The 14881-nt window shown below is 55.8% G+C and carries 11 protein-coding genes; 3 read left to right on the top strand and 8 right to left on the bottom strand.

The window, feature by feature from the left end; all coding sequences use genetic code 11:
* The first annotated feature begins 59 nt into the window (after positions 1-59).
* Complete coding sequence (locus tag NP590_RS02565) at positions 60-1310, top strand: diguanylate cyclase (protein WP_256600621.1); 1251 nt, start codon at positions 60-62, stop codon at positions 1308-1310.
* A gap of 39 nt (positions 1311-1349) precedes the next feature.
* Here NP590_RS02565 and ppdK read toward each other — a convergent pair whose 3' ends face one another.
* From ppdK to NP590_RS02535, 6 genes are all read right to left on the bottom strand, one after another.
* The gene (gene ppdK, locus NP590_RS02560) at positions 1350-4085 is read right to left on the bottom strand and encodes a pyruvate, phosphate dikinase (protein WP_256600619.1); all 2736 of its coding nucleotides are present in this window, start codon (positions 4083-4085) and stop codon (positions 1350-1352) included.
* A gap of 98 nt (positions 4086-4183) precedes the next feature.
* Positions 4184-4666 (bottom strand): hypothetical protein, encoded by a 483-nt coding sequence (locus tag NP590_RS02555; RefSeq protein ID WP_256600618.1) that lies wholly within the window; start codon positions 4664-4666, stop codon positions 4184-4186.
* 35 nt (positions 4667-4701) lie between these two features.
* A complete protein-coding gene (locus NP590_RS02550) occupies positions 4702-5718 on the bottom strand; it encodes a M35 family metalloendopeptidase (RefSeq protein WP_256600617.1) in 1017 nt (338 codons plus the stop codon).
* A 365-nt stretch (positions 5719-6083) separates the two neighbouring features.
* Positions 6084-6902: a class I SAM-dependent methyltransferase gene (locus NP590_RS02545; protein ID WP_256600615.1), complete on the bottom strand. Its 819-nt coding sequence runs from the start codon at positions 6900-6902 to the stop codon at positions 6084-6086.
* A 282-nt stretch (positions 6903-7184) separates the two neighbouring features.
* Positions 7185-7823, bottom strand: a complete 639-nt coding sequence (locus NP590_RS02540; protein ID WP_256600614.1) for a hypothetical protein — start codon at positions 7821-7823, stop codon at positions 7185-7187.
* A 193-nt stretch (positions 7824-8016) separates the two neighbouring features.
* The gene (locus NP590_RS02535; protein ID WP_256600613.1) at positions 8017-8910 is read right to left on the bottom strand and encodes a DUF2167 domain-containing protein; all 894 of its coding nucleotides are present in this window, start codon (positions 8908-8910) and stop codon (positions 8017-8019) included.
* A gap of 296 nt (positions 8911-9206) precedes the next feature.
* Between NP590_RS02535 and gspE the strand changes: the two genes are divergently transcribed.
* Both gspE and NP590_RS02525 read left to right on the top strand, forming a co-directional pair.
* The gene (gene gspE / locus NP590_RS02530; protein ID WP_256600612.1) at positions 9207-10913 is read left to right on the top strand and encodes a type II secretion system ATPase GspE; all 1707 of its coding nucleotides are present in this window, start codon (positions 9207-9209) and stop codon (positions 10911-10913) included.
* Between the two features lie 15 nt (positions 10914-10928).
* A complete protein-coding gene (locus tag NP590_RS02525) occupies positions 10929-12488 on the top strand; it encodes a DUF3592 domain-containing protein (RefSeq protein WP_256600610.1) in 1560 nt (519 codons plus the stop codon).
* 48 nt (positions 12489-12536) lie between these two features.
* On the opposite strand, the gene NP590_RS02520 is transcribed toward NP590_RS02525, so the two are convergent.
* Both NP590_RS02520 and NP590_RS02515 read right to left on the bottom strand, forming a co-directional pair.
* Positions 12537-13496: a hypothetical protein gene (locus NP590_RS02520; RefSeq protein ID WP_256600609.1), complete on the bottom strand. Its 960-nt coding sequence runs from the start codon at positions 13494-13496 to the stop codon at positions 12537-12539.
* Between the two features lie 280 nt (positions 13497-13776).
* Positions 13777-14529 carry a hypothetical protein gene (locus NP590_RS02515; protein WP_256600608.1) on the bottom strand — a complete coding sequence of 251 codons (753 nt, stop codon included), beginning with the start codon at positions 14527-14529 and terminating at the stop codon, positions 13777-13779.
* Positions 14530-14881: the final 352 nt, after the last annotated feature.

The raw sequence follows: 14881 nt of genomic DNA, 5'->3' as shown, positions 1-14881 counted from the left end.
AGGGAATGTTTGATGTATAGAGTGAACCGCTACGTTTTTCCAGGGTATTGGAGTCTTGCATGAAAGCGACCAGCTTTCTAATGTTTAGCGTTGTTTGGCTGATGTTGATTGGCCTGTCTTATTATTATCAGGCGGAAGACGATAAAAAGTTCGGTCAAAAAATCGCCTATAAACAAGCGGAGATGTTTTTTCAACATATCGTGCTGATGAGAAAATGGAACAGCGAGCACGGCGGCGTCTATGTGCCCATCACGGAGCGGACCCAACCCAATCCCTATTTGAAAACGCCCGCGCGGGATATCATCACCAGCGAAGGGCAAAAGCTGACTCTGATCAACCCCGCGCTGATGACCCGGCAGTTGGCTGAAATGGAGCGCGGCGATAGCGGCATACGCTTTCATATCACCAGCCTGGAGCCCATCCGTCCGGATAATCAAGCCGATGACTGGGAAATCACGGCGCTCCAGGCGTTTAATCAGGGGCAAAAAACTTATCAGGAAGTCAGCGATATCGGCGGCCAACGTTTTTATCGCTACATGGGGCCCTTGATTTTGGAAGAGCCGTGCATGAAATGCCACGATGCGCCGGGAAACAAAGTCGGTGACATAAGGGGCGGCATCAGTGTCAGCATACCGAGTGCCACTATCGACGATATCATTTTCCTGCGCCTGCAATGGTTGAGGCAATCCCATCTTTTAATCTCGGCTATCGGATTGATGGCCTTGTTGCTGGCTTATTGGGCGCAAGTCAGGCTCAGCAAACGCTTGACCAAGGCCCGCAGCCATTTGCAACTGGCCTATCTGGACGCACTTACTCTGTTGCCGAACCGGCGCTATTACGATGCTTTTGTTAGACGGGAATGGAAGCGGGCCACCCGCCACCATTACCCCTTGTCGATGGTCATGATCGATATCGACTTTTTTAAGGCTTATAACGATAATCTGGGGCATGTGGAGGGCGACCAGTGCCTGCGGCAGGTGGCTCGTACCCTGAGGCATTATTTCAGGCGCTCCGGTGATTTGATAGCCCGTTATGGGGGGGAAGAGTTCTGCGTGGTGGCGGCCTGCGATTCCATGCAAATCATGCAACTGGCCGAAATTTTACGCATGGCTGTCGAGGGCATGAAATTGCCGCATCCGGACTCCAAAATCTCGCAATATGTCACCATCAGCCTGGGCGTGGCGACACTGATACCGCGCGAAAACGTCGAATTCGGCGATTTACTGCTGCACGCGGACCGCGCCTTATACGATGCCAAGCATTCCGGCAGAAACCGGGTGGAAAAATATCAGGGACAAGCGGCGGAATGAACCCAAGCCCGCCGGTGTTAAAGCCGGCGGGCGGGTCGATCAGGGTTTTTCCAGCAATTTTGCGTGCGCCGCCGCCAAACGCGCCACCGGAATGCGCGGCGCAGAACAAGACACGTAATTCAAGCCCAAACCGTGGACGAATTGTATGGATTTGGGATGGCCGCCGTGTTCGCCGCAAATGCCCACCTTCAAGTCCGGACGCTGTTGCCGGCCCCAGTCCACCGCCATTTTCATCAGTTTGCCCAGGCCTTGAATATCCAGGGTTTCGAACGGGTTGTCCTGCAGCAGGCCGGAGTCTTCATACAGCGGTAAAAACTTGTTTTCGGCGTCTTCGCGCGAGAACGAGAAAGTCGCCTGGGTCAAATCGTTGGTGCCGAAGGAGAAAAATTCGGCGGTCTCGGCCAGATTGTCCGCGCGGGTACAGGCGCGCACGGTTTCTATCATGGTGCCGAATTTGAATTTCAGGCTGATTTTGTATTGCGCTTCCACTTCGGCCTGAATTTGATCGACGAATTGTTTCACCTTTTTCAGTTCCTGCGCGGTGATGACTTGCGGCACCATGATTTCAGGTTCGACCGGAATCCGCTGTTTGACGCAACGGGCGGCGGCCTCCAGAATCGAGCGAATCTGCATCTTGTAGATTTCCGGATAGCTCATGCCCAAGCGCACGCCGCGATGGCCCAGCATGGGATTGACCTCGTACAGTTCCAGCACCTTGTCAAGCATCATTTGCTTTTTGGCAATCGCTTCCACGATGACTTCTTCGTTCAGCATGTTGAACGGGGCCGGCAGCTCCGCGTGGCCGGCCAGGGTATCCAAGGTAACCCGTTGGCCCTTGACGATGGTCAGGTAATGTTTCAGCGCATCCAGTTCGTCCAGCAACTGGTGTTCGTTGGGCAAGAACTCGTGCATGGGCGGGTCGAGCAAACGCACGGTGACCGGATAGGGCGACATGGCTTCGAACAATTGTTCGAAATCGTCGCGCTGGATAGGGAACAGTTTTGCCAGCGCGGTTTCGCGCTCCTCGGTGCTGTTGGCCAGTATCATGTCTATGACCAGCGGCAGCCGGTCGACGGCGTTGAACATCCGTTCGGTGCGACACAAACCTATACCCTTGGCGCCGTATTCCACCGCCAGTTTGGCCATTGTCGGCGTGTCGGCGTTGGCATGCACGCGCAGGCGGGCGTTTTCGTCGGCCCAACTCAACAGGGTTTTCAGCTCCTGCGAGAAAGTGGGTTTGATGGTGGGAATGCGACCCAAAAAGATATCGCCGGTGCTGCCGTCGATGGTGATCAAATCGCCTTCCTTGATATGAATGTCGCCGACAATGGCCAGCCTGGCCCGCACATCGACCCGAATATCTTCCGCCCCGGCCACGCAGGCCTTGCCCATGCCGCGCGCCACCACGGCCGCATGCGAGGTTTTGCCGCCGCGGCTGGTCAGAATACCTTGGGCGGCAAAAAAGCCGTGGATGTCCTCGGGTTTGGTTTCCTCGCGCAATAAAATCAAATCGGCGCCGGTTTTACCCAGGCGCACGGCGGTATCGGCATCGAACACGCATTTGCCGCAGGCGGCGCCCGGAGAAGCGGGTAGGCCCTGGGCGATGGCCAGTTGACCGTGATCGGGCGCCAATTGCGGATGCAGCAATTGCTCCAGTAATTCGGGGTTGATGCGCAGCAACGCGCGTTCCTTAGTGATTAAACCTTCGTTGACCATGTCGATCGAGGTTTTTACCATCGCCGCCGCATTCATTTTGCCGTTGCGGGTTTGCAGGCAATACAGCACGCCGCGCTCGATGGTGTATTCATAATCCTGCACTTCCTGGTAATGCGCTTCCAGTTTGTTGCGCAATTCCACCAGTTGCCGGTATTGCTCGGGCATTTCCCCGGCCATTTCGTGCACCGGTTTAGGCGTGCGTATGCCGGCCACCACGTCTTCGCCCTGAGCGTTGACCAGATATTCACCGTACATTTCGTTGACGCCGGTACCCGGGTTGCGGGTAAAGCCGACGCCGGTGGCGCAATCGTCGCCCATATTGCCGAATACCATGGTGACGATATTGACCGCCGTGCCATTGGCGATATCCGGAGTGATATGGAATTCGCGCCGGTAATCCACCGCCCGACGGCCCAGCCAGGAATTGAATACCGCCTTGATGGCGATTTCCAGTTGTTCGTAAACGTCCTCCGGAAACGGCCGGCCGGTTTCGTCCTTGACGACTTGCAGGAACAGTTCGCTGATTTCCTGCAGCTGATCGGCGCTCAGCGCCACATCGGCCTTGATGCCGGCGTTGCGTTTGACGGTTTGGAAATGCACGTCGAATTTTTCATCTTCTATGCCCAGCGCCACCTTGCCGAACAATTGGATAAAACGCCGGTAGGCATCGTAAACGAAGCGGGCGTCGTCGGTCATTTCGATCAGGCCGGCCAGGGTTTGCTTGTTTAGGCCCAGGTTAAGAATGGTGTCCATCATGCCGGGCATGGAGATGGCCGAACCGGAGCGCACCGACACCAATAGCGGATTGGCGGAGCCGCCGAATTGCTTGCCGGTGGTTTGCTCGATGGCGCTGATTTGCTGCGCGACTTCGTCCATCAAATCTGCCGGCAACTGCTTGTTCTCCAGGTATTGCAGGCAGGTGGCGGTGGTAATCACGAAGCCCGGCGGTACGTTTAGCCCCATTTGCGTCATTTCGCACAGGTTGGCACCCTTGCCGCCTAATAACGCCTTGTTTTTGCCGTCGCCTTTATCAAATGAGAAGCTGTATTTTGGGTCCATTGCGTACCTTATGAATGTTGTGGAAAGGTGGCCCGATTATAAACCCAGCGAATCGGCGCGTTTGATTTTGTTTGGCGCTACCCGCCCCGGTACCCGGCTTATTTACAGGTGACCGAGTGGTCCGCCAGATTGACGATAAACTGTTTTTCCAGTTCGTTCTCGATCAATATTTCCTTTCCACCCGGCAACAACTCCAGGCGGGTAAAGAATACTTCCTGTACATCGGTTTCCTTGCCCTCGACGTACTGAATCGGGTAGGCGCGCACGTGCCAGAGCATTTCCCCTGTTTTCTGGTCGAGCGCGATCAAAAACCCGCTCTTTTGCTCGTAACCCAATTTATTGCCTTGGCGCAGTTCCTGGTAAACCACGCCGTCGACCGTGATGGGTTTTAGTTCCGGCGGTAGGCGCCGGCGTCTGCTGCCGATTGTATTCATGGTCTTGCTCTCCGCTTGCTTGAGTTCCGCTTCGCCGGCCGCCGCTTGCCTTGGTTCGCCAGTGTCGACAGGGTTGTCGGAACAGGCGGATACGGAGCCCGGAATAGTCAAAAGATAAATAAGGAAAAAACGATTGAAACGCGGCATATCGGTTTCCCGGTTCGTTGCGGGTTGACGAAAATCTAGGGTTCTTTCAAAACCGCCTGGATTTTGCCCTTGGTAAGCGCGCCGTTGACATTGGCGGCATAAAAGCCCCAGTTATCGGCATTCTCCAGCGCTTTGTCGGAGGGAAAGCTGGCGGCGTTGGGTTTCAGGCCGGATTCGCTGTAAAAGTGATCCTTGGTCTTGATTTCCCTGTGCGAAAGTTCGTGCACAATAGTGATAGCCCATTCCAGCTTGGTTCCGGAGCGGCCCAGCAAGACTTTTTCCACATAAATGACGTGCAGCTTTTCATCATGTACCAAGGCATAGGTGGTTTTCCACAGATTGGGCTGAGTGCTGCGGTCCACCGTATCGTCTGAAAATACCAGTTGGTTGGAATTGCAGACGTCGCGAATTTTTTTGAACCCCGCCGTCAACTTTTCGATCAAGTCGTCCAACTTGGGATCGTCGGTATTCTCGTCCGCGAACCATCGGCTCACCAGATCCCGGTCTTTTTTAACCTTGCTTTTGGCCGAGGCCAGGCTGATCAGGACCTTTTGACACCATGCCAGCGCATCCTGGGTGCCCGCCGACATTTTGTTCATGTTGCCCGCGCTGAAAATTTCGGTCTGGTGGGCCAGGCGGGATTTTAGTTCCACCTTGTTCAGTCCGTTGAACTCGTCATAAGTCCAATTGGCGTAGCGTTTCGGCGGAGAACAGACCCAAATGCTTTGCCCGCCGCGCTTGCTGATGAAGTAAACATGCCTGAGAAATTTAAGCGCGGCGGCCCTGTCCTGCAGTTTGTTGGCATCATCTTGTCTGGCGGCCTCCAGAATGGCGTCCGCTTCCACGCTACGGCTGGTTTTGGCGCCGCCCTTCGGATACTTGATGTCGTTTTGCAGTTTGGTCAGACTGGCGGCCTCGGCGTCGTTCAAGCCGTCGTCGCCCAGCAGTTGCTTGATTTTGCTCTTTAGAAAACTGTCCCAGTCTTTTTCGAAGGTTTCCTTCTTGATGACATCCTGGGTTTTACGATAAGCGTCGGTAAAGGTTTCTATCATGACCAATCCCTCACAATCCTTTGGATAGCGCTGAAAATACCGCGGCTATCGGTTGCGGTGTATGGATGAACATAGACGCATTGCCGGCTAAAGTCAAAGAGATTGCCGAGGGCGGGTGGCCACGGGCGAGCCGGGGTCGCCGACGATAAGTCGGCTAAAAGGCCGGAATGCAGTCAATACGGATCCATGCGCGGCATATTCAGCCATCGATCCAGCCAAAATCACGACGAACAGTTAACTTGCCGACTCTTCGGCAATAGCCGAATATCAAGAGATCAAACCCGCTGCCGTGGTTGCCGGTGAGTTGGAATGGGGTTGCTCGGGTCATCACAACCCGGCGCGTGAGCGGCTTACCAGAGACGGCTTTAAAGCGCCGCGCTTTTCCGGACAACATACAGAACGGCATTGTCACCAATTCCGTAGCGGTGAAACTTATCGACGCCAAAATAATTTTTGTCCAGGATTTCGACATTAAATCCGACGTCCCGCAAACGGTTTATGAAGTCGGCCTTTCCGTAAAGCCTGACATGGTCGCATTGAGCAAAATATTTCCACCGCAGTGCATCGGAATCAACGCTACTATCCTCATTGGTTTCATCAACGCCGACAATCAGCGGAACCATCACTATGCCAAATCCGTCGGGTTTCAGTATTCTGTATAGCTCTTTCATGGCGGCACGGTCGTTTGTGATATGTTCAAGAACGTGCGAACAGATAAAGGCATCAACCGAGTTGTCCTCATACTTCGGCATATCCGTGATGTCGACTTTGTCATCGACATTCGGCCTATAGAGATCGGCTGATTTATAACTGATTGATTTTTCAGTTCTTAACCAGCTTGAAATTGCAAGCGATGGGGCAAAGTCGATAATAACGCGGTTTTTTGCGGGCTTGGCGAGCCAATCCCTGATGTATAAGGCATACAACCGTTCACGATCCGAGCAGTCACAGGATGGACACAAAAAAGCGTCCCAATTCAATGTTTCAAATTGTTCAAGCGGATAAACGAATCCATGCTCCTTCAGTTTTCTTGGAAAGGATTTCCACATGGGCTTGAATTTTTTTAAATGCGCCCCGCAAGTCGGGCAATCATGCTGACTGCCCAAATACAAAGGTAGCTTTAGCTTTCTGACCAGTAATTTTTTAAAGTCTTTTAATTTATAGTCTCGATATTTTTCTAACATACTCCGCTCTGCCCGGTGGTTGGATTGATGTGCAACTAATTGAATCGTAATAAGATTTTTTCCAGAGTGAAGGCGTGAGTCGACGTATTACAAGCACCCGCGCCGCTTCCTGTCGGCCGAGGTTTTACCCATCTGCCGCTGGAACGCGATAATCCGATTAAATTGATATCCAATTATAACCAATGAAATGGTGCGGCAAGTCAATCGGGTGGTATCAGAGTTATTTGTCTTCGAAAGCAAAGCTCGTCGTTACCATCCGCTCAACGACGGCTGCTGCTTTGCTTAGCAGGCTGCGTAATCCATTGATGCTTGCCTGTTGCTTGATTTGCGGGAAAAGGCGCTCAAGCCCAGCAGGCCGGAAGCCATAAACCATGCGGAGAGCGGTAACGGAACCGGTTTTGCCATGACGCGAAACGCCAAGTCGCTGGTGTCCGAAAACACCTCGCCGTCCTGATACATCACGCCGTCGGGATAGGGATCGGTATCGGCATAAAAAACTCCGCCACGCTGATGGGGCGAATGCAGGTTAAAGGCGTAGGCGCCACCGATATTCAAGACGACATCGCTAAAATCGAAATCGAACCAGGCACCGTTGCCGTTTACTCCGCCAAAGCCATCTTCAAGCTGGACGCTTTTGCTGCTGATGGGGGCGGCGGTAAAGTCCGCGCCGGCAAACAGGCTGATTTCGACGATAAACGGACTGTCTTCGGTCGGATTCCAGTCGGAAATGACTATGCCTATGGACTGGATGGCGGCATCCCGGGCGATAAAACTTTGCCCGAAATCGTCTATTAGCCAAACGCCCACGTCGTGGGATTCCTGTGTCACCGAGGCATAACAGGACGGCGAGAGCATGGCGGCCAACGATAATACGCCGGCGGCCAACCTAAAATATTTTCGGCGAAATGACTGCTCGATCATGATGACTCCCTTAATTTGAATTAGCTCAAAATCCAGACTGGTTTCCAGGTTTATGCGCAAGCACTATATCCTTGAAGTGGGTTCGCCACAAGCCATTTGCCCACTTGGATCGCATGGTCCCGCTCCGCCCCAGCCCCGCAAGCGGGAGCAACCCGGCATCGGTGTGGATTGCCGGGCTTAGTTAAATGGCCGCTTATGGTTGTGTCTCTTGTTTACGACCGAAGAGTTTTTTCAGCAAGACGCCGATACCGATCACGCCCAGCACAATCAATTTTTTAAAGGCAATCAGCAAGGCAAACAACTTGGCGAACAGGCCCATTTTGGCCGCCGCGCCGCCGGCTACCAGCGCGGCGATACCGTATGCGGCGGTTTGATCCGTGGCGGCGTTGAAATCGGTATAGCCGTTACCGGGCGTGAAGTTACTGAATGCCACCACATTTTGCATTTCCGCCTTTATGGTATCGATTTGTTCCATGCCGGCTACCGCGTTCAGTACTAGGACGCCCTTGCGGCCCAGCAGGCGGATGTTGTAATTGAGTGTGTTTTGACTGGCGCGGTCGGAGGCAAGCTCCTTGGCCCAATAGAGTTTGTGACTTACCTTATCGTAGGTGGGTTTTTCCGCCCAGCCGACCAGGGTCAAGGCATCGTAACCCTGATCTTGACGCTCCCGGTTGGCCTCGTTCATGGCTTCCCGCATATCGGACAACAAGGCGTCGTAGTCTATGGTTTCCGCGTCATCGTCGTTGACGTGACCGTCCTCCTCGTAAGTGATGATCACCCCCCAACCGTCCATGCCCAAGGGATTGACGGCCGCCGGCAGTATCATGCCCAGGGTCTGGTAGCCGCCTGGGTTGCCCCAGCCTTGGCTCAGCATGCGTTCCGTATCGTCCGGCGCCAGATAACGGAACGTTTCCGGTAGATTCAACGCGGCAATTCCCCCGGGTAGCTCTATCTTGCCCTCCTGGAAGTTCAGCGAGGCCAGAAACTCCTCGACGGTAATTTGGCCGCTGGCGTCCTGGGCAAGGCTGGGAGGGGGAAAATGCAGCAATAGAAACAGGCTGACGATACAGAGGCGTTTAATGAACATGGAGATCCCTAACGGATTGATTGACGGTCAAGGCATATTAACCGGCAAGCGATAAATTGCAAGTCCGCTCCGATGTTTGCGGTAAAAAAGAGCTTGGCCGTCAGCCTTCCCGGGGCACGGCCAGGCACGCATGTTTTGACGAATTGTCCCGTTTTCCAAGTGGGGCCGACCGCCGTGAACGGATTTTAAGTCCAGCCGTTCCGCTAAGGCTATAATCGGTGCCCGGTATCGACTTGCCTCTTTTGGTCGCGCGCATGGCGTCGGCCAGGTTCAGAATTCATTAGCGAGATAACTGTATGGACACCGTCAACAGCCCCGAAAGATACGCCGAGTTTTTGAGTGTTTTAAAGCGCAACGGCAAACTTTCGGATAGCGATTTAGCCAAGGCTCGCCGCATGCAAAAGTCGGCGCAAGACGATTCGTTGCCGCAAATGCTGATCAAATTGGGCTTGTGTTCGGATGCGGATGTGGCGGAAACCTTCGCCAAAACCCGAGGCTTGCAGCGCCTGCGGCCGGAAAACTTCCCGCCGCAATCGCCGCTGCAAGACCAGGTGTCGCTGAGATTTTTGAAATACCATCACGCGGTGGGCTTGCGAAGCGACGACGACGGTATCGACGTGGCGGTTATGGATCCAGAAGACGACTATCTGCCGCATGCCCTGAGATTGGCGACCGGCAAGCCGATTCGCCTGCATGTCGGCCAGTTGTCCGATATCGACGCGGCGCTGGAAATCCAGTACGGCGAGGGCAGGTCGCAAATGGACAAGCTGATGGACGGCCTGAACGTCGAGGAGCAGGGGAACGAGGACCTGGAGCATTTAAAGGATCTGGCCAGCGAAGCGCCGATTATCCGCATGGTGAACTTCATTCTGCAAAAAGCCGTCGAAAGTCGGGCGTCCGACGTACATATCGAGCCATTCGAACAAAGTCTGAAAGTCCGTCTGCGCATCGACGGCGTGTTGCAGGACATCGATTCGCCGCCGGTGGCGTCGACCGCCGCGGTGCTGTCGCGCATCAAAATCATGGCCAAATTGAATATCGCCGAACGCCGGCTGCCGCAGGACGGCCGCATCAAATTGCAAATGATAGGCAAGGAGCTGGATTTGCGGGTCTCCACCGTGCCGACCTTGTACGGCGAAAGCGTGGTGATTCGTTTGCTGGACAAGGAAAACGCGGTGCTGGATTTTGCCGCGCTGGGTTTCGTCGGCCGGCAAGCGGAAAACTTCATGGAAGTCTTGGCGCAACCGCACGGCATCATCTTGATTACCGGCCCCACCGGTAGCGGCAAGTCCACCAGTCTGTATGCGGCCTTGAAGACCCTGAACACCTCGGAACGCAAGATCATCACCGTGGAAGACCCGGTCGAGTATCAGCTGGATGGCATCAACCAGATTCAGGCCAAACCGCAAATCGGCCTGACTTTCGCGTCGGCCTTGCGCTCCATCGTCCGGCAAGATCCCGACGTGGTCATGATAGGGGAAATGCGCGACCTGGAGACCGCCAAAATCGCCGTGCAATCGGCCCTGACCGGACATTTGGTGTTATCCACCCTGCATACCAACGATGCCGCCGCCGGTATTACCCGTCTGCAGGACATGGGGCTGGAGGAGTACTTGCTCAGTTCCACCATCAACGGCATCCTGGCTCAGCGCTTGGTCAGAAAACTCTGCCCGGCCTGCAAGCAGGCTCAGCCGGCGTCGGATACGCTGATAGAGGAAATGCAACTGCGCCGCTGGCAAGCCGAAGGGCGGATTATGTTGCATAAACCGGTCGGTTGCCCGCTCTGCAACGGCATAGGCTACAAGGGCCGCTTGGCGATCATCGAGTTTTTGACCATGAGCGACAGCATACGCAAACAGATCATGAAGCACGACGAGGCCTATGTGATACAACAGCAGGCCATCCGCGAAGGCATGCAGACCATGTACGAAGACGGCATTGGCAAGGCCCTGCAAGGTATTACCACTTTGGAGGAAGTGCTGCGGGTAACCACCGAAGCCTGATGCGGAGCTATTGTGATGATGATCGAATGTCGCAGTCTGAAACCCATACAACGCATCAAAACAGTGTTGTCGATTGCCCTGGCGGCCCTGGCGTTGTTGAATCTCTATCTGGCGGTCACGGGAACGCTGCTCAATGTCGAGAAACTGACGGTATGGTCGCGTCAACCGGCGCAAATTTTCAGTCTGGCCGACGAAACGACAGTCGAAATCGAGGTGACCATCGAGTTTGCCGAGGCCTTGCCGGCCAAAACAAGCCCGGAAGATTGTTACGCCCATCAGCCCGGCAATACCTGCCTGTTGCTGCCGGCCAATCCCTACGCCTGGTTATCGGTATTCGACGAGGTCGAATTGTTGCAAAACCCGGCTCAGCCGGCGCAATTGGACATTCTCAGTTTGAGCGGACTTTGGTTGCCGGTTTGCGGGCATTTTTTGTTCGTATTGCTGCTGGGCGCGACTTGGCGCTGGTTGGCTTATCGCTCGGGCTGGGGCGAAGACAGAACCTGGTTCAATGGCGCCTGGGTGGCGACGCATTCCGCGCCGCAGCGCATAGGGTTTAGCGACACGGATGCCAAACCCGTCACCGAATCTGGCGGCAGCCGCAAGGGCGTGACCTTTTGGTGCGTGTTGTTTGTATTGATTGCGCTGCCCACGGTACCGGCCGCCATCGCCCAAATGGCGACCGATCCGCTGCTGGCCACGCTGATACTGGCCGGCGGCTTGGGTATCTTGCTGCTGGCGCTATTTACCGCCGTCGGCACCTTCAGTCGGGTCATACAGCAGGATAGAACCGGTTTGGTGGACAGCAGTTTTTTCGGCATCAAGCGGGTGGCGTGGTCCTCGGTCGCCGCCGTCGATCTGGTCAATCTGAATCGGGAAGCGCAACAACGTTACGACCGCTCGCATTCGCTCAAGGAAAGCCGTCCGCAAACCCTGAATGTTTACAAGGTCACCGATAAACAGGGGCGCGAAATTCTCAGTCTAAGCGAAACCATGGCGCCGCCGCGCGCCTTTCATGCCTTGCTGGCGCGCTTGCGGGGACGCGCCGAGCGGGAAAGTCGGGAGATGGACGACTTGCCGCTACGTGACGTGAGCCAGGATGATTTCGAGGCGGAATGGATCCGCATGACGGGTTCGAGTAGCGAACCGCGCAAAAGCCTGTTTCATCCCTCTCATCGGGGCACCTTGTTCGGCTTAATTTTGATGCTGGCGCCCTTTGTGTTGATCACGGCTCTTTTGTGCTACAAAAGCCTATGGTTCATCTGCGTCGCCGAACGCGCGCAAGGCCGGGTGGTGGAAGTCAAGCGCGACGGTTTGCCCTCGCTGGTGGTCGAATACCGGCCGGCGGCGGGCGGCGCGTTGCAAATCGAAAGCGACGGTACCGAGGCATACGGCGACTTCAAGGTGGGCGACACCATAACCGTCTATTACGACGCCGCCGACCCGGAAGACGCCAGACTCGACTTGTTCCTGGAGCTATGGTTGGGAGCGATTTTGATGGGCAGTCTGACCGCGCTGGTTCTGTTGACCGCCGTGCTGATCGGCCGAAGCTTGACGGCGCCGATGCTCCGCTTATAGCAGCCAGCTTTGCCGGCCCGGATTCGCGAAACTTCGGGCGAGGCAGGTTCAGCCGGGCGCCATCAGCAACAGCTCGCGATACAGCGCTCCGCCGGAATGGAATACCAGATAGTGTCCCGCCGCCGTCAGCAGCGCCAGGATCAGTACGAATATCAGCGTTTGGCCGAAGTCCCTGGCCGCCGTCCGCGCCGCCGAGCCGGGCGTAATGGCGTGCCGGGCCGTGGCGGGGCCGTAAGCCACATCCAGCCGTGGGGGATTGGCGCGGTAGGTGGCCAGCACGGTGACCTCGGTATCGGCCGCCAGCACCCGCTCGCGTAACAGCCATCCTTGCTGCTTCATACGCTGCCGATACTGCTCGACGCTTGCCGGTCCCTCGTCCATGCCAAGCGCTTGTCGGGCCAGACGATTTATCAGGTGCGTAGACGACTGGCCCGTATCGCCGGAGAGGGAGGTATGGGCGGTATCGAAGTCAAAAGACAGAATGTCCGGCGCGGCGGCCCATGCCGTGTTTGCCAAGTGGTTCGCCGCTCGCTCTAGCTGTTCCTCGTCGGAAAACTGCATTTCGGGGAGGTCGGCAAACCGGGGCAGGCCGGTCAAGGCGATGTTTCCGGATGCGGTCTGCAAACTGCACGGCGCCAAAGCCATGCCCCAAAACGAAGGCCTGGATTGCCTGTTCATTTCCCGCCAGTGTTGTGCCGTGGCCTTGTAGCCGAGCAGTAAAACCTCTCGCCCGCTGAACGGCGCCCGCGCCAGCGGACCCATGGCACGCAGAACGCCACCTATCCGCACCGTCTGCCCGTCCCGCCAGAGCAAGGGATTGGTCTCGGGCGCGGCGCGGGTTCGCCAAGCTTCCTGCACGCCCTGAAAGCTGCCGATCAGCAGGGTCAAGCCCGTCGCCAGCATCAGCGCCGGAATCCAGGCATGGGGCAGATTCAGCGCTTCGACGGCCAGACTTTCCAAGCCAAACGCCGCAAAAAACACCGCCAGCAACATCAGGCAACCCTTCATCTTTGCTTTACTCCGAATGGTTTAGGGACGAGCGTGAAATAACTTTGACAAATTGAAAAGGAGGCTCGGTGGCTCGGTTGATAGGCGTCGGCGGCGGGGATAGCCGCCGTCAAGCCTACATGGATGTATTCACGGCGTCCTGTCAAGCGAGTCACCGAGATGCCAAAATGCGTCCTACTTGTAGACATAATTTTGTGCGCATTCCGGAGTTTTACAGCACAACGGGCGCGGCCGAGCCGCGCGGCGTTTTTAATTTGACCCAACCGTACGGGACGAGGGCTCATGGAAGTTTGGAGTTGCCTTCGACATATGCAGATAAATCGAACGATGCCAGCGTGCCGCCACCCAGCACCCGCACGCGCCAGCGGCGCGAGCGGGGTTTGCGGTTTTCGCCGCCGATCAACCGGGGTTTCATGAACGGAAGCGTGACGAAGGTCGCGCCGCCAAGATGCGGTCCGTCGGTGCGTTCGATAAACGTCGCCAACGGTTTGAGTCCGCTGGGCAGGGCAAGCGTGAACTCGAAAGCCCCCGAGTCGATTCTTGCCGGATCGCTACTGCCAACCCGGGCGGATTCGATAGCGATCAGCCTGGGCTCGCGCTGCATTTCCCCCGTATGTTCGATGGCGTAGACATCCTCGCAAACCAGTTCGACTCTTGGGATGTGTCCGTCCAGACGCGCCAGTGCCATGGGGCCAAGGCGTATTGCGCCCACCAGACGGCCGCCCTGGCGCAGGCGGCTGCCGGTTTTCACCTCGAGCGTGGCGCCGCCGCCGCGCCGCAGGCTGAAAGCGGTGAAGAAGGCGCGCGTCAGCCGCCAGAGTATTGCCAGCAGCGCCAAGCCCAGCATCAGGCTGAACGGGTTGAGATAGGATTCTTCCGCCAGAAGCGCCAAAATCTGCTGGAATTCGTAGCCGTTCCACCAAAGCAAGCCGACTGGCAGCGCTATCGCTACAACCAATACCGCGATGCCCTCCCAGTCCGCGGCGATGCGGCTATGCCTATCGTCGCCGATTTCAAAGGGCAAGGGCTGCATGATGCCGAGACCAATCAGTCAGGTTTGCAAGCGCCGAAAGCGCGGTAGGCATGGTATTCCAAGCCTTGCTTATGTGTGCTTCATTCATCTAAACCACCGTAAAGGGCAAGTAACGATCATGAAACTGGTGTATCGCCCCGCCAACTGAAAGACAGTCTCGTGGGAGCGACGCGCAGTCGCGATGATGCTGAGATTTGGCAAAAAGGCAAAAAACATTGTTTGTAATTATTCAGTCCAATTAGCGTAAAACAAAAGTAGGCCGGATAAGTGAAGCGCATCCGGCAATTAGGGTGGGTGCGCTTTGCTTATCCACCCTACTTTACAATCGCTGAATAGTTTCCATTGTTTTATT

Source organism: Methylomonas subterranea (assembly GCF_024505185.1).
GTDB classification, from domain to species: domain Bacteria; phylum Pseudomonadota; class Gammaproteobacteria; order Methylococcales; family Methylomonadaceae; genus Methylomonas; species Methylomonas subterranea.
Note: the sequence above shows the minus strand (reverse complement) of the source record. Positions and strands in the feature narration are given on the sequence as shown.